Origin of the sequence: Microbacterium sp. Root1433D1, assembly GCF_001426835.1 — a bacterium.
Taxonomy (GTDB): Bacteria; Actinomycetota; Actinomycetes; order Actinomycetales; family Microbacteriaceae; genus Microbacterium; species Microbacterium maritypicum.
On record NZ_LMFN01000001.1, the window covers coordinates 347,038 to 362,845 of the forward strand.

Annotated in this window: 14 protein-coding genes; 3 read left to right on the forward strand and 11 right to left on the reverse strand. The window is 69.2% G+C overall.

Features of this window, described 5'->3' with window-relative positions; translation table 11 throughout:
* Position 1 precedes the first annotated feature (1 nt).
* Positions 2–1,390, forward strand: a complete 1,389-nt coding sequence (locus tag ASD13_RS01550; protein WP_055865046.1) for an aspartate aminotransferase family protein — start codon at positions 2–4, stop codon at positions 1,388–1,390.
* 80 nt (positions 1,391–1,470) lie between these two features.
* Here the strand turns inward: ASD13_RS01550 and ASD13_RS01555 are convergent, their stop codons facing one another.
* The 10 genes from ASD13_RS01555 to ASD13_RS01600 form a co-directional block, all read right to left on the reverse strand.
* Positions 1,471–3,132, reverse strand: a complete 1,662-nt coding sequence (locus tag ASD13_RS01555; RefSeq protein ID WP_442922311.1) for an amidohydrolase — start codon at positions 3,130–3,132, stop codon at positions 1,471–1,473.
* A gap of 2 nt (positions 3,133–3,134) precedes the next feature.
* Positions 3,135–4,010, reverse strand: coding sequence for an ABC transporter permease (locus tag ASD13_RS01560; protein WP_200942434.1), 876 nt, complete (start codon positions 4,008–4,010; stop codon positions 3,135–3,137).
* A complete protein-coding gene (locus tag ASD13_RS01565) occupies positions 4,007–4,891 on the reverse strand; it encodes an ABC transporter permease (RefSeq protein ID WP_055865053.1) in 885 nt (294 codons plus the stop codon). Before ASD13_RS01565 ends, ASD13_RS01560 begins: the two co-directional genes overlap by 4 nt.
* Positions 4,884–6,062, reverse strand: coding sequence for a polyamine ABC transporter substrate-binding protein (locus ASD13_RS01570; RefSeq protein WP_055865057.1), 1,179 nt, complete (start codon positions 6,060–6,062; stop codon positions 4,884–4,886). The genes ASD13_RS01565 and ASD13_RS01570 overlap by 8 nt, the downstream gene beginning before the upstream one ends.
* A complete protein-coding gene (locus tag ASD13_RS01575; RefSeq protein ID WP_055865062.1) occupies positions 6,059–7,219 on the reverse strand; it encodes an ABC transporter ATP-binding protein in 1,161 nt (386 codons plus the stop codon). The genes ASD13_RS01570 and ASD13_RS01575 overlap by 4 nt, the downstream gene beginning before the upstream one ends.
* Before the next feature lie 137 nt (positions 7,220–7,356).
* A complete protein-coding gene (locus tag ASD13_RS01580; protein WP_055865065.1) occupies positions 7,357–8,085 on the reverse strand; it encodes a FadR/GntR family transcriptional regulator in 729 nt (242 codons plus the stop codon).
* A gap of 33 nt (positions 8,086–8,118) precedes the next feature.
* Positions 8,119–8,898, reverse strand: coding sequence for a 3-oxoacyl-ACP reductase (locus tag ASD13_RS01585; RefSeq protein WP_055865069.1), 780 nt, complete (start codon positions 8,896–8,898; stop codon positions 8,119–8,121).
* A gap of 39 nt (positions 8,899–8,937) precedes the next feature.
* Complete coding sequence (locus ASD13_RS01590; RefSeq protein ID WP_055865072.1) at positions 8,938–10,299, reverse strand: aldehyde dehydrogenase family protein; 1,362 nt, start codon at positions 10,297–10,299, stop codon at positions 8,938–8,940.
* Positions 10,296–11,048: a gamma-glutamyl-gamma-aminobutyrate hydrolase family protein gene (locus ASD13_RS01595; protein ID WP_055865075.1), complete on the reverse strand. Its 753-nt coding sequence runs from the start codon at positions 11,046–11,048 to the stop codon at positions 10,296–10,298. The genes ASD13_RS01590 and ASD13_RS01595 overlap by 4 nt, the downstream gene beginning before the upstream one ends.
* Positions 11,029–12,435: a glutamine synthetase family protein gene (locus tag ASD13_RS01600; protein ID WP_055865078.1), complete on the reverse strand. Its 1,407-nt coding sequence runs from the start codon at positions 12,433–12,435 to the stop codon at positions 11,029–11,031. The genes ASD13_RS01595 and ASD13_RS01600 overlap by 20 nt, the downstream gene beginning before the upstream one ends.
* Before the next feature lie 105 nt (positions 12,436–12,540).
* Here ASD13_RS01600 and ASD13_RS01605 point away from each other — a divergent pair, with 105 nt between their 5' ends.
* Positions 12,541–14,091, forward strand: a complete 1,551-nt coding sequence (locus ASD13_RS01605; RefSeq protein WP_055865081.1) for an amino acid permease — start codon at positions 12,541–12,543, stop codon at positions 14,089–14,091.
* Between the two features lie 62 nt (positions 14,092–14,153).
* On the opposite strand, the gene ASD13_RS01610 is transcribed toward ASD13_RS01605, so the two are convergent.
* Positions 14,154–14,426, reverse strand: coding sequence for a metal-sensitive transcriptional regulator (locus tag ASD13_RS01610; RefSeq protein ID WP_017828890.1), 273 nt, complete (start codon positions 14,424–14,426; stop codon positions 14,154–14,156).
* 104 nt (positions 14,427–14,530) lie between these two features.
* Between ASD13_RS01610 and ASD13_RS01615 the strand changes: the two genes are divergently transcribed.
* Entirely contained in the window at positions 14,531–15,808 is a 1,278-nt protein-coding gene (locus ASD13_RS01615; protein ID WP_055865084.1) for a DUF445 domain-containing protein, read from the forward strand.

The window sequence follows — 15,808 nt, forward strand, 5'->3', positions numbered from 1 at the left end:
GATGACGAACTTCACCGACCGCCACGGCGTCTCGCACCCGCTCCCCGCCCCCGAGGCCGAGGCTCAGGTGCGTGCCGACGACCGCGGCCACGTGTTCCACTCCTGGAGCGCGCAGGGCATGATCGACCCGATGCCCGTCGCGACGGGCGAGGGCTCGACGTTCTGGGACTACCAGGGCAACGCGTACCTCGACTTCTCCAGCCAGCTCGTGAACCTCAACCTCGGGCACCAGCATCCCGACCTGGTCGCCGCGATCCAGCAGCAGGCGGGGCGTCTCGCGACGATCCAGCCCTCGATCGCGAACGACGTGCGCGGGGAGCTCGCGCGCCTGATCGCCGAGGTCGCCCCGGAAGGACTCGAGAAGGTCTTCTTCACGAACGGCGGCGCCGAAGCCAACGAGTACGCAGTGCGCATGGCCCGCCAGTTCACCGGCCGCCGCAAGGTGCTCTCGATGTACCGCAGCTACCACGGCTCCACCTCGACCGCGATCTCGCTCACCGGCGACCCCCGGCGCTGGGCCAACGACACCGTCGATTCCGGGGCCGTGCGCTTCTTCGGGCCCTACCTGTACCGCTCGCCGTTCCACGCCGAGACCCCGGAGCAGGAGTCGGAGCGAGCGCTCGCCCATCTGGAGCAGACGATCCAGCTCGAGGGACCGCAGACGATCGCGGCGATCATCATCGAGACCGTGGTCGGCACGAACGGCGTGCTCGTGCCGCCGCCGGGCTACCTGCAGGGCGTGCGCGCGCTGTGCGACCGCTACGGCATCGTGTACATCGCCGACGAGGTCATGGTCGGCTTCGGTCGCCTGGGCGAGTGGTTCGGCATCGACGCGTTCGACGCGAGCCCTGACCTGATCACGTTCGCGAAGGGCGTGAACTCCGGATACGTGCCCCTCGGCGGCGTGGTGATCTCCGACCGCATCGCGAGCGCCTTCGACACGATGCCGTTCGCCGGCGGACTGACCTACTCCGGTCACCCGCTGGCGTGTGCGGCGGGTGTGGCGACGTTCGAGGTGTTCCGCCGCGACGGCATCCTGGAGCGCGTGCGCGACCTCGGCACGCGAATCGTCGAGCCGACGGTGCGCTCCTGGGCCGAGAAGCACCCGAGCGTCGGCGACGTGCGCGGCCTCGGGCTGTTCTGGGCGGTCGAGCTGGTGCGCGACACGCAGACGCACGAGCCCCTCGTGCCGTTCAACGCCTCGGGTGCCGACGCCGCCCCCATGGGAGCCTTCGCCGCGGCCGCCAAGAAGGGCGGGGTCTGGCCGTTCACGCACTTCAACCGCATGCACGTGGCGCCGCCGCTGGTGATCAGCGAGGACGACCTGGTGCGCGGACTCGCCGCGCTTGACGACGCGCTCTCCGTGGCCGACGAGGCCGCCGCCGGCTGACACGCGCACACCCACAGACGAAGCCCCGGCGACGCGAGGTCGCCGGGGCTTCGTGTGTGTGCGCGGGCTCCTCCTGCGGCTCATCCCGCGGAGTCGAACACCCGCTCCCCCTCGACCCAGGTGCCGCGCACCTCGGTCAGACCGATCTCCTCCGCCGGATGCTCGAACGGATCCCGGTCGAGCAGGGCGAGGTCCGCCCGCATGCCCACCGCGATCGTGCCGGTGTCGTCGAGATGGTTCACGCGTGCGGAGCCGGCGGTGTACGCGACGAGCGCGGTGGCGAGGTCGATCGCCTGCTCGGGCAGGAACGCCTCGTAGTCGCCCTCCCACTCGGTCGGCGCGGAGCGGCGGTTGACGGCCACGTGGATCGCGGCGAGCGGGTTGGGCGTGCTCACCGACCAGTCGCTGCCCGCGGCGAGCGTGGCGCCGGAGCGCAGCAGGTCGCCGAACGGATACTGCCAGGTGCTGCGCTGCTCTCCGAGGAACGGGATGGTGAGGTCGACCATCTGCGGCTCGAGCGTCGCCCACAGCATCTGCATGTTGGCGGTGACGTCGAGCGCCCGGAACCGCGGGATGTCGTCGGGGTGCACGACCTGGATGTGGGAGATGTGATGCCTGTTGCCGCGTGGCCCGCTGTGCACGAGCGCGGCCTCGACCGCATCCAGGCACTCCCGCACGGCGCGGTCGCCGATCGCGTGGAAGTGCAGCGTGAAGCCCAGGGCATCGAGCCGGGTCGCGGCCTCTTTGAGCAGCTCCGGTTCGACGAACGAGATCCCGGAGTCCTCGCGTGGATGCCCATGGCCGTCGCAGTAGGGCTCGAGCATGGCCGCGGTGAAGTTCTCGGCGACGCCGTCCTGCATGATCTTCACGCTGCGGGCCCGGAAGCGGCCGACCGTGCCGGCGTCGCGGCGGGCGACGATGTCGTCGATCTGCTCCAGTCCGCGCGAACGGTCCCACCACAGGGAACCGACGACGCGACCGGTGAGGGCGCCGGAGGCCGCGGCCGTCAGATACGCAGGGAGCGGGTCGCCCGCGTCGCCGTACTCGGTGCCGACGATCGCATCCTGCCAGGCGGTGACACCGTACGAGTGCAGGTGACGCTGCCCCTGCAGGAGCGCCTCCACGAGTCGCTCCGGCACCTCGACAGGGAGGAGCCTGTTGACCAGCCCCATCGCGCCTTCGTGCAGCGTGCCGTTCGGGGCTCCGCCGGCGTCGCGTTCGATCCGACCGTCCGCAGGGTCTGCGGTGTCGCGGGTGATGCCGGCGAGCGCCAGTGCCCGGGAATTGACCCAGGCCCCGTGTCCGTCGCGGTTGGGCAGGAACGCGGGGCGATCGGGCAGCACGGAGTCCAGGTCGGCCGCGGTCGGTGTGCCGCCGGGGAACGCCGACATCTGCCAGCCGCCGCCGAGGATCCACTCGTCGTCCGGATGCTCCGCCGCGTACTCCGCGATCCGCGCCAGGTACTCCTCCCGCGTCGCCAGCGCCGACAGGTCGCAGCGCAGCATGTCGAGACCACCCCAGACCGGATGCACGTGCGCGTCCTGGAACCCGGGAACCAGCAGCCCGCCATCGAGGTCTACGACCTCGGTGTCCGGTCCGATCAGCGCCGAGACGTCGTGCCCCACCGCGCTGATGCGACCGGCGGTGACCGCCACGGCGCGCGCGGTGGAACGCGCGGCATCCGAGAGGAACACCCGTCCTCCCCGCACGCCGCCGGTGAACACCAGATCTGCATACTTCACTGTCATCCCCCGGCCATCGTGCGGGCGATCTCGGTCGCCGAGTCGCCCGCTCTCTTGAGCACCACCGCCACCAGCGCGAGAGCGAACAACGTGAGCACCAGCATGATCGTCGACACCGCGGCGATCTCGGGACGCAGGCCGCTGCGCAGCGCGCTGAGCACGTACACCGGCCACGGCGTGGTTCCCGAGACCTGCACGAATGCCGATACGACCGTGTTGTCGAGGCTCAGCGTGAACGACAGTAGGAACCCGGCGAGCACCGCGGGCATCGCGAGCGGGAGCGTGACCTTGAAGAAGGTGCGCACGGGCGGAGCGTAGAGGTCGGCCGAGGCCTCTTCCAGGCGGGCGTCGAGTCCCACCAGGCGGGCCCGCACGATGTACGACACGATGGCGATCGAGAACAGCGACTGTCCGACGACGAGCCGCATGGTGCCGTCGTTGAAGATGCCGATGCCCGCGTCCTGTCCGAGGAAGACGAGCCACGGCAGCAGCGCGACGGCATCCACGATCTCGGGGGTTACCGACACGAGCAGCAGGAGTCCGAGGAACCACCACACCCACTTGCCGGGGTTACGGGCCATCGCGATGCCGGCGAGGGTGCCCAGTGCTGTCGCGAGCAGGGCGGCCAGCAGACCGGTGCGCACCGACACGAGCACGGCGTCGCGGATCGCCGGTTTGTTCACGATCGCGAGGAAGGAGTCGAACCCGAAGTGGTCCCATGACACCAGCAGGCGCCCGACGTTGAACGAGTAGGCGATGATCACGAGGATCGGCAGGAACAGGAACAGGAACACCAGTGCCGCCCAGATCGGGAGCACGAAGCGTCCGGCTCCGCGGCGCGCGCGCGGCGCCGGCGCGGTGGTCTTCGTATCGGTCATGATCCCTCCCCCAGGACGAGGCGGTGGCGTTGTCGGAGCGGCAGCGTCACGAGCCAGAGCAGACCTGCGGCGAGCGCGATGGAGATCATGATGACGATGATCAGCAGCACGGCCATCGCCGAGCCCAGCGCCCAGTTCTGGGCGGTCTGGAACTGACTCGCCACCACCTGCCCGATCATGTTGCCCTTCGCTCCTCCGAGCACGGTGGCGGTGATGTAGTCGCCCATCAGCGGGATGTAGACGAGGAGTACACCGGCGATGATGCCGGGCCTGGCCAGCGGCACGGTCACCCGGAGGAAGGTCGTGATGCTGTTCGCCCCGAGATCCTTGCTCGCCTCTCGCAGCGGGCCGGAGACCCGGTCGAACGCCACGAACAGGGGCAGGATCATCAGCGGCAGATAGTTGTAGACGACGCCGAGCAGCACGGCCCCGCGCGAGTACAGCAGATCGAGCGGGCCGGGGATGACCCCGATGCCCTGCAGCAGCTGCGAGAGCCACCCCTCGGGGGCGAGGATCACCTGCCAGCCGATGGTGCGCACGAGGAAGTTCGTCCAGAACGGCACCATCACCAGCGCGAGCAGCAGCCCGCGCTTCGACGGCGGGGCCTTCACCGCGATCCAGTACGCGACGGGGCCGCCGATCACCAGGCACAGCACGGTGCCGAGGATGCCGATCCACAGCGTGTTCAGGAAGGTGCTGAAGAACGTCGGAGAGAGCGCCTCGAGGTAGCGATCGAAGGAGAGGTGGTCCAGCGCGTGCGTGGCGAAGATGCTCGGCTTGTAGCCGAAGCTGAACACCACGACCATGAAGATCGGGGCGACGAAGAAGATGAGCAGCCAGGCCCACGCGGGGATGGCGAGACCGAACTTGAGCTTAGGCACCGGCGGCCGCCTTCATCGAGTTCCAGATCGAGACCACGCGGTCCTGCGCATCGGTGAGCTTGCCCTCGTGCATGGTCTCCACCTGCTTCTCGTCGAAGAACACCATGTCGAGCCGTTCGAGACCCGCGGCCTCCGCCTCTTCGCGGATGCCGCTGATCCCGGTGTCGTAGCCGATGTAGTCCACCTGTGCGAGCTGCACATCGGGCTGCAGCACGAAGTCGATGAACGCGTGCGCGGCCTCGGGGTGCGGGGCACCGGCGGCGATCGCCCAGTTGTCCATCCATAGCTCGGTCGCCGGGCTCCCCAGCACCCACTGCCAGCGGTCGGGGTCGTCGGACTCGAAGATGCCGAGCCGCGCGTCGCCGTTGTAGGACTGCAGCAGCGCGTGCGAGGCCTGGGGAATCGATGAACCGCCGGGATACGAATCGAACGCCGAAACGTGCGGCGCGAGATCCTTCACCAGGAACTTCTCGACGGCGTCGAGGTCGTCGGGATCCGTGGTCGTCCAGTCGATGCCGTTCGCCCAGAAGTAGATGCCCAGCAGCGGCGCCGGGTCGTCGAGCACCGAGGTCGAACCGGAGGCCTCGTTCTGCGCGGCGTCGATGAAGTCGTTCCAGGTCGTGAGCTCTCGCGAGATCACCCTCTTGTCGTAGACGAAGCCCGTGGTCCCCCAGGCCTTGCACACCGAGTACTCGTTGCCGGGGTCCCACGAGCGCCCGCGGAACTCGGGCGCCACGTGCTTCATGTTCGGGAGCAGGTCGAGGTTGAACTTCTGCAGGAGTCCGTTCTCGGCCATCGGCCCGACGAAGACTCCGGTCGGTACGACGATGTCGTATCCCGAGGTGCCGCGCGCCGCGACGAGCTTGGCGATCAGCTCCTCGTTCGAGTTGAAGGCGTCGAGCACGATGCGCGGGCCGTTCTCCGCGGTGAACTGCTCGAGCACCTCCGGGGCGTCGTAGTCGCCCCAGCTGTAGATGGAGAGCTTGTCCTCGAGGGGGCCGCCCTTGGCGTGCACCGCCGCGGCGTTCTGCCCCGGCGCGCATGCGCTGAGCACGACCGCCCCTCCCGCCATGATCGCGGTGGCGAGGAAGCCGCGCCGGGTCAGCTCCGTGCGGATCACCCGCGCAGCGCTCCGATGCGCCAGCACGCGCACCGGGGGCACGCCCGTCACCGGCCGCCGTCCTTGGGCAGGGTGATCACGTGCGTCGCGGTGGTCGGGATGCCCTCGGCGGCGAACAACCGTGCATCCGCCGGGCTCCAGACGCAGCGGACGACGTCGTCGACCCCCACCGACGGGGCGGTCGGGGCGGGCATACGCGAGAGGAATGTGGCGTCCTCACCGATGCGGACCGCGACCTGCAGGGTCTCGCCGAGGTGGGAGACCCCCAGCACGCGTCCGGGGACTCCGGCGCCCTCCCCCTGCTCCAGACGGATGTACTCCGGCCGGATCGCGGCGACGGCCGGTTGTCCTGCGGCGACACGCTCGCCACTCCACCGTCCGGAGACCGCCCCGATGGCGGTGTCGACCGCGTTCCCGTCTGCGCGCACCGTGCCGTGCACGAAGTTCTGCTGCCCGATGAAGGAGGCGACGTACGCCGAGGCGGGCTCCGCGTAGATGGCGGCCGGTGCGTCGAGCTGCTCGATCCGCCCCGCACGCATCACGGCGATCCGATCGCTCATCGACAGCGCCTCGGCCTGATCGTGCGTGACGAACACGAAGGTCGTGCCAAGCCGTGCCTGCAGCAGCTTCAGCTCGAGCTGCATCTCTTCGCGCAGCTGCCGGTCCAGCGCTGCCAGCGGCTCGTCCAGCAGGAGGACGCTCGGCCTGTTGATGAGCGCCCGCGACAGGGCAATGCGCTGTTGCTGCCCTCCGGAGAGCTGCGTCGGCTTGCGGTCGGCGAACGCCCGCAGCTGCACCATGTCGAGCGCTTCGCTCACGCGCTCGCGCTGCTCGGCTTTCGGCACGCGCCGCTGCTGCAGCCCGTACGCGACGTTCTCGGCGACCGTCAGATGCGGGAAGAGGGCATACGCCTGGAAGACGGTGTTGACCTCGCGCCGATAGGGCGGGAGGTTCAGGACGCTGCGACCGGAGATGAGGATGTCGCCGGCGTCCGGGAACTCGAAGCCCGCGATCATGCGCAGAGTCGTCGTCTTGCCGCAGCCGGAGGGCCCGAGGAGAGAGAGGAACTCCCCCGGCTGCACATCCAGACTCAGGTCGTCGACGGCGGTGGCAGCACCGTAGCGCTTGGTGACGCCGTCGATGCGGACCGCACCGGTGGTGGCGGGTGCGTCGGGTGTCGCCGTCGACGTTCGGGTGGTGTCGGGCATGGAGCCTCCCCATTGAGATTCGCTTGTCGCGAGTCTGTCATAGGAAAGGCGCCAGGTATAGCGAAATCGGAAGTCTCTTGATCCGTTCGCAACTGTATCCGTTGCGAACTCTCAAAAAAGCGACCGATTAGCGCTGATCAGATGAGGAAGCCGCGCAGCAGCGCCTCGGAGCCGGCGAGGTGGTCGCGCATCGCCGCCTCTGCCGCATCCGGGCGCCCGGCGAGGATCGCGGTGACGATGCTCTCGTGCTGCTCGCCCGAGTGCTGGATGTTGCGCGGCATCAGCGGGAACGTATCGAGCCACACGTTGACATCGGCTCTGTTCTCCGCGACGAGCGCGACGAGCGACGGGATGCCCGCGGCCTCGGCGATCGCCAGATGGAGCAGCGTATCCAGGCGCCGGTATTCCTCCGGCCCGGCCGGCAGCGCCGCTTCATGTCGCGCCCACAGGTCGGCACGGGTCGAGGCGTCGAGCGATCGACTCGCCGCGGCGCGCACGGCCCCGGTCTCGAGCACGCGGCGCAGTCCGAGGACGTCGTCGATCTCCTCGGGCGTCACCGTCCCCGACGTGGTCGGGTGCGGCAGCGGGTCGGCGACGAACGTCCCCCCGTACCGCCCGCGCCGCGGCAGCAGGTAGCCGGTGTCCGCCAGTTCGCGGATCGCCTCGCGCACGGTGTCCCGGCTCACCCCGAACGACGCGGCGAGCTCGCGCTCCGGCGGCAGCGACTCCCCCGGAGCGACCACGCCGAGCCGGATCGTCTGCACGAGGCGGGCGACCGTGTCCTCGAGGGCGTTGCCGCGCCGCAGCGGTCGGTAGACCGCTTTGCGAACCTCGACGAGGTCGCCGTCGTGGGGGTGCTCGCTCATGCCTTCACCCTGTCACAGCGAGGTGAGGGTCGCTCACAGCGGGGTGACGTAGGCGTTCGTGATCCCGCCGTCGACGACGAAGGCGCTCGCGGTGATGAACGACGAGTCATCAGAGGCGAGGAAGGCCACGGCCGCCGCGAGTTCCGCGGGCTCGGCGAAGCGGCCCATCGGCACGTGGACGAGGCGCCGCTGCGCACGTTCCGGATCCTTGGCGAACAGCTCCTGCAGCAGCGGGGTGTTCACCGGTCCCGGGCACAGCGCGTTGACCCGCACCCCCTGACGCGCGAACTGCACCCCGAGCTCACGGGACATCGCCAGCACGCCGCCCTTCGACGCGGTGTAGCTGATCTGCGAGGTCGCCGATCCGAGCAGCGCGACGAACGACGCGGTGTTGATGATGGAGCCGCGCCCCGCAGGCACCATGTGGCGCAGCGCCGCACGGCTGCACAGGTACACGCTCTTGAGGTTCACGTCCTGCACCCGATCCCAGGCCGGGAGCTCGGTCGTCTCGATGGAGTCGTCGTCGGCCGGCGAGATGCCCGCGTTGTTGAAGGCGATGTCGATGCGGCCGAACTCCTCGGCGACGCCGTCGAACAGCGCGTCGACCTTGGCCTCGTCGGCGACGTCGACCGGACGGAACGCCCCGCCCACCGCGGCGGCCGCCGCCTCTCCGGTCGTCGGATCGACGTCGGCGATCACGACGAAGGCGCCCTCCGCGGCGAACCGCTGGGCGGTGGCGAACCCGATGCCGCTCGCGCCACCGGTGATGATGGCGACGCGGTCCTTCAGTCGCTGGGTCAGATCGATGCTCATGTGGGTTCTCCGTTCCGGGTGGGTGAGGGGACGACGCGATCAGGCTTCATCGGTCGCGAAGAAGACGTTCTTGGTCTCGGTGAAGTGCTCGGCGGCGTCGGGGCCGAGCTCGCGCCCCAGGCCCGACGCCTTCATGCCGCCGAACGGCGTGGAGTACCGCACCGAGGAGTGGGAGTTCACCGACAGCACGCCGCTGCGCACACCCCGTGCCACGCGCACACCGCGCCCCAGGCTCTCGGTCCACACGGAGCCGGCGAGCCCGTAGGCGGTGTCGTTGGCCAGACGGATGGCGTCGGCCTCATCCTCGAACGGCATCACCGCGACGACGGGCCCGAACACCTCCTGCTGGGCGATGCGGTCGGCGGGGTCGGCGAGCACGACGGCCGGAGCGAACCAGAACCCGTCCCCGTCCGGCGCGCTTCCCCGGAACGCGATGTCGGCGCCGTCGAGGAAAGAGGCGACGGTGTCGCGGTGCCCTGCCGAGATGAGCGGCCCCATGTCGGTGTCCTCCCGCGCGGGGTCGCCCACGCGCCAGGCGGCCACGGCCGGTTCGAGCAGTTCGAGGAAGCGGTCGTACACCGAGCGCTGCACGAGCAGGCGACTGCGGGCGCAGCAGTCCTGGCCTGCGTTGTCGAACACCGAGCCGGGGACCCCCGCCGCCGCGCGTTCGAGGTCGGCATCGGCGAAGACGATGTTGGCGCTCTTGCCGCCGAGCTCGAGAGTGACCGGCTTGAGCGCTCTCGCACAGCCGGCCGCGACCTCGATGCCGACCTCGGTCGAGCCGGTGAAGACCACCTTGCGCACGTCGGGGTGCTCGACCAGACGCTGACCGACGACCGAGCCCGAGCCCGTGACGACCTCGAACAGCCCTTCCGGGAGTCCGGCCTCGAGCGCGAGCTCACCGAGGCGGATCGCAGTGAGCGGGGTCAGTTCGGCGGGCTTCAGCACCACGGCGTTGCCCGCGGCGAGCGCCGGCGCGAACGCCCAGGAGGCGATCGTCATGGGGAAGTTCCAGGGCACGATGACGCCGACGACGCCGTAGGGGTCGTGGAAGGTGACATCGAGCCCGCCGGCCACCGGGATCTGTCGTCCGGACAGCCGCTCCGGGTCGGCGGAATAGTAGTTGAGCACCTGGGCGACGTGCCCGGCCTCCCACCGTGCGGAGCCGATCGGATGCCCGGAGTTGAGCACCTCCAGCTGGGCCAGCTCCTCGACCGCGCCCTCGACCGCTCGGGCGAACGCCCGAAGCGCGTCGGCTCTGGCGATCGGAGCCAGTGCCGCCCACCGGCGCTGGGCGGAGACCGCACGGGCGATCGCCGCATCGGTCTCTCCGACATCCGCGCGTGCGACGTCGCGGATCGCGGCTCCGGTCGACGGGTTGATGACTGTGAACGCACTCATCGGGCGTCCTCCTTCCGCTGCGCGGCGAACGCACGCGCCTGTGAGACGAGATCTGCGAAGAGACGCCGGTCTTCGGCGTTCTCCTCCGGATGCCATTGGATGCCGACGATGCGGCCGGCCGAGGTGTCGACGAACGCCTGCACGAGTCCATCGTCGGAGCGGGCGGCCGCGACCAGCCCCTCCCCGAGTCGATCGATGCCCTGATGGTGGTAGCTGTGCACCCGCACATCTCCCGCGCCGAGCACCTCGGCGAGCGCGGTCTCGTCCGAGACCTCGATGTCGTTCTCGGCGAACACGCCTCCGCCGAGGCGGTACCGTTCGGTGCCGAGCGACTCGGGGAGGTGCTGCTGGAGAGTGCCGCCGCGCGCCACGTTGACCAGCTGCAGTCCCCGGCAGATCGCGAGCACCGGGATGCGCCGCCGCTCCGCCGCCCGGAACAGCGCCAGCTCCCACGCGTCACGGTCGACACGGGCGGGGTCGGTCAGCGGATGCCGCTGCGCACCGTAGAGCTCGGGCGCGACATCGGCCCCGCCGGAGAGGATCAGTCCGTCCATCCCGGCGATCGCCGCATCCGCCGATTCCGGGTCCTGCGGGGGCAGCAGCAGCGCGATGCCGCCGGACGCCGTCACACCGGTCAGGTACTGCTCGGGCAGGAATGCCGCCCGCACATCCCACACCCCCTGCTGCGCCCGCTCCAGGTAGGTCGTGACCCCGATCAGGGGTGCCGGGTCAGAGCCGCTCGAAACCACGGACGCGCTCCCAGTCGGTCACGGCGGCATCGTAGGCTTCCAGCTCGATGCGCGCCTGGTTCAGATAGTGGTCCACGACGTCATCGCCGAAGGCCTCCCTGGCGATGGTCGACGCGCTGAACAGCTGTGCGGCCTCGCGCAAGGTCGTCGGCAGGTGGTCGACGCCCGCCTCGTAGGCGTTGCCCTCGAACCGCTCGGGCAGGGCCAACTCGTTCTCGATGCCGTACAGGCCACCGGCGATGATCGCCGAGATGCCCATGTACGGGTTCACGTCGCCGCCGGGCACCCGGTTCTCGACCCGCAGCCCCGATCCGCTGCCGATCACGCGCAGCGCACAGGTGCGGTTGTCGATGCCCCAGGCCACGCCGGTCGGGGCGAAGCTGCCCTTCGCGAAGCGCTTGTACGAGTTGATGTTGGGCGCATACAGCAGCGTGAACTCGCGCAGGGTGGCGAGGATGCCGGCGATCCAGTGCTCCATGACGGGACTGAAGCCGTGCGCACCGTCGCCGGCCATCACCGGCGTCCCGTCGTCGGCGCGCAGGGAGAGGTGGATGTGGCAGCTGTTGCCCTCGCGCTCGTTGAACTTCGCCATGAACGTGAGCGACTGCCCGTGCTGCGCGGCGATCTCCTTCGCGCCGTTCTTGTAGATCACGTGCTGATCGGCCGTCTCGCGCACCTCGGCGTAGCGGAACGCGATCTCCTGCTGCCCGAGGTTGCACTCGCCCTTCACGCCTTCGCAGTAGAGACCCGCTCCGTCCATGCCGAGGCGGATGTCGCGCAGCAGCGGTTCCATGCGGGTCGAGGCCTGCAGGTTGTAGTCGACGTTGTAGTCGGTGGCCGGTGTCAGCCCCTCGTACTTGCGCGCCCAGGCGTCGCGGTAGGTGTTCTCGAACACGATGAATTCGAGCTCGGTGCCGGAGAAGGCCGTCCATCCGCGCTCTGCGAGCCGGTCGCGCTGCCGGTCGAGGATCGCCCGCGGCGAGGGACCGACGGGCTCGCCGTTCTGCCAGACCAGGTCGGCCATGATCAGCACGCTGCCCTCGAGCCACGGCATCCGCCGCAGGGTCGCGACATCGGGGCGCAGCACCATGTCGCCGTACCCGCGGTTCCACCCCGACATCGCGTAGCCGTCGACCGTGTTCATGTCGACGTCGACGGACAGCAGGTAGTCGCAGGCCTCGGCGCCGTGATGAAGGATGTCCTCCTGGAACAGCCGCGCGGAGACGCGCTTTCCGACCAGCCGACCCTGCGCATCGGCGAAGGCCACGATCACCGTGTCGATCTCACCGGCGGCGATGCCGGCATCCAGCTGCTCGATGCTGAGGTTTCCCGACATCTTCTCGCTCCCGTCGTCGTGGTGAAGCGATCGACCGACCGGCTTCGCCATCAGAGTAGATCACTGTCGCGTTTAAAGGTAGACGAAACCACCATTGACTGCCACAATCATCCGCAAGGTGCACCCGGCGCCTGTGTGCATGCGAACGGAGAGCGGATGTCTGAGCAGAGCAATAAATCCCGCAAGGTCGCTGGGGCGACCTATACACGTGCCGGGAGCGAGTACTTCGAGAAACGGACGCTGAAGAGATCCGCCGGCGTCTGGGGCCTGTGGGGCCTCGCGGTCGCTGCCGTCATCTCCGGCGACTTCTCCGGCTGGAACTTCGGCATCGACTTCGCGGGCTTCGGCGGGATGCTGATCGCCTTCGCGATCCTCGTGCTCATGTACTACGGCATGATCTTCGCGATCGGCGAGATGGCCGCGATGATGCCGCACACCGGTGGCGCGTACTCCTTCGCACGATCGGCGATGGGACCGTGGGGTGGTCTCGTGACCGGGGCTGCCGAGACGATCGAGTACGTCGCCACCACGGCGGTGATCGTCTACTTCTCGGCGTCGTATGCGAACGGCATCACCAGTGAGCTGCTCGGCCTCGAGCTGCCGGGGTGGGCCTGGTACCTCATCCTCTACATCGTCTTCATCGCTCTGAACTCCGCGGGTGCGGCGATCTCCTTCCGCTTCGCGATCGTCGTCTCGATCATCTCGATCGGCATCATCCTGGTCTTCTCCGCGATGGCGGTCTTCTCCGGCGCCTTCAGCTGGGACGCACTGTGGGACATCGCTCCCGACCCCGGCCAGACGGAGTTCCTGCCGCACGGCGTGCTGCCGATCCTGTTCGCTCTCCCGTTCGCGATGTGGTTCTTCCTCGGTATCGAAGAGCTGCCGCTGGCCGCCGAGGAGTCGCACAACCCGACCCGCGACATCCCGAAGGCCGGATTCTGGGCTCGCGGCACGCTCATCGTCACGGGTCTGCTCGTGCTGTTCCTGAACACCGGCGTGATCGGCGCCGAGGCCACCGGCACTGCGGGCGAGCCGCTGCTCGACGGCTTCCGCGCGATCGTGGGCGATCAGCTCGCCGCCGTGCTCGCCCTCTTCGCCCTCATCGGACTGCTCGCCTCGCTGCAGGGGATCATGTTCGCCTACGGCCGCAACATGTACTCGCTGTCGCGCGCCGGCTACTACCCGCGCTTCCTGTCACTGACCGGCAAGCGCCAGACCCCGTGGGTCGCCCTCGTCGTGGGTGCGGCGATCGGCTTCGTCGCCCTCATCGTGCTCGACGTCCTCGCAGCCGTCGACGCCGAGGGTGCGGGTTCCGTCGCCGGTGCGATCGTGCTGAACATCGCCGTGTGGGGAGCCGTACTGGCCTACGGCCTCCAGCTGGTCTCGTTCATGATCCTGCGCAAGAAGTACCCGAACGTCGACCGTCCGTACCGCAGCCCGTGGGGCATCCCCGGTGCCGCGGTCGCGCTGGTGATCGCCGCGCTGATCTTCGTCGGGTTCCTGCTCAACCCCACGTTCGGCCCGGCGATCGTCGCGATCGCGATCGTCTACGTCGTGATCCTGCTCGGGTTCGGACTCTTCTTCCGACACCGCCTGGTGCTCTCCCCCGAGGAGGAGTACGCGATCTCGGGCGGCACCCACGGCGACCCACAGGCCGAGGGCTACGACGCCATGGAGGGCGAGGTCTTCGACGACAGCGGCAGGTGAATCACCGCGCAGCGCCTCGACGACTCGGTCGGGGCGCTGTGTCGTGCCCGGCTCGGAACGCCCTACTTGCGGTCGAAGTCGAAGGCCTTGAGGAGTTCGACGACGGCCTTGTCGCGCTCCTCGCCGCCCTCGTCGAACATGTGGGTGACGTGTGTGCGGAGGTGGTTCTCCAGCAGCAGGCGGTTCAACGACTCCAGCGAGCGCTGGATGGCGCGGGACTGCGTGATGATGTCCATGCAGTACTCCTCGTTCTCGATCATCCGCGCGACGCCGCGCATCTGGCCCTCGAGGATGCTGGTGCGGTGCAGAGCACGCTTCTTGATGTCTTCGATCACCCCTTGAGGGTACTCGTCCGTCGAGGCGGACGGCTGTCTGAGCACCGAGACACCGCACCCGCGCCGTCGGCACCGCGACGACGACGGCGTGAAAGGATGACGTCATGCCGCGAACACCGATGGCGATGCTGTCCCCCTCCGACCAGGAGCGCCTGCGCGCGCTCCGAAGAATGAAGGCCGTCGCCCTCGGAGCTCTGGTGTTCATGGCCGTCGTCTTCGTGTTCGCCTTCGCGTTCCAGCAGCGGTTCGAGGGGCTCGCCTATGTGCGCGCTGCGGCCGAGGGCGGCATGGTGGGTGCGCTCGCGGACTGGTTCGCCGTCACCGCACTGTTCCGCCGTCCGCTCGGCCTCCCGATCCCGCACACCGCGATCATCCCCAACCGCAAAGACGAGATCGGCCGCACGCTCGGCGAGTTCGTGGAGACGAACTTCCTCGCCGCCGACGTGGTGCGCACCAAGTTGTCGAGCACGCGGATCGCGCTCCGCGCGGGCGAATGGCTGCGCGAGGCCCCGCACGCCGAGCGAGTGGGCGCCGAGGGCGCGACCATCGCCACGGCCGTGCTCAACGCGCTGAGCGATGACGATGTGCGAGACCTCATCACCGACCTTGCCCGTGAGCACCTGGTCGACCCCGAGTGGGGTCCGCCCGCGGGAGCCTGGCTCGAGAAGATCGTCGAGGCCGACGCCCATCACGGCGCCGTCGACCTGGCCGCCGACAGCATCGCGCGCTGGCTCGACGCGAATGCCGAATCGTTCAGCGGACTCGTCTCCCGTCGCCTGCCAGGGTGGGTGCCGAAGCTGGCTCATCGCTTCGTCGACGACACGGTCTACCACGAGGCCGTCAAGTTCGTGCATGCCGTGCAGGCCGACCCGCATCACCCGGCCCGCATCGCCGTCGACGGGTATCTGGCGCGTCTGGCGGACAGTCTGCAGAACGACCCGGCGACCCGCGCGAAGCTCGAGAACGCCAAGGCCTCGCTCTTCGACAGCCCGCGTGTGGGCGCCCTGGCCGCCGAGGCGTGGAACACCGCGAAGAACGGTCTGCTCACCGCCCTCGCCGATCCGGAGAGCGGTCTGCGCCGCCGCGCGGTGCAGGCCCTGCAGGAGGTCGGAGAACGCCTCACGACCGACACCGCGCTGCAGCACCGCGTCGACACCTGGGTGTCGGACGCGGCTGTATTCCTCGTCGACCGCTACCGGCACGACATCGCCTCGATCATCACCGACACCGTCGAGCGCTGGGACCCGGCCGAGACGACCGAGAAGATCGAGCTGATGGTCGGCCGCGACCTGCAGTACATCCGACTGAACGGCACGTTCGTCGGCGCGCTGGCAGGTCTCGTCATCTTCTCCATCGCCCACGCCCTGATCCCCGGAGTCTGA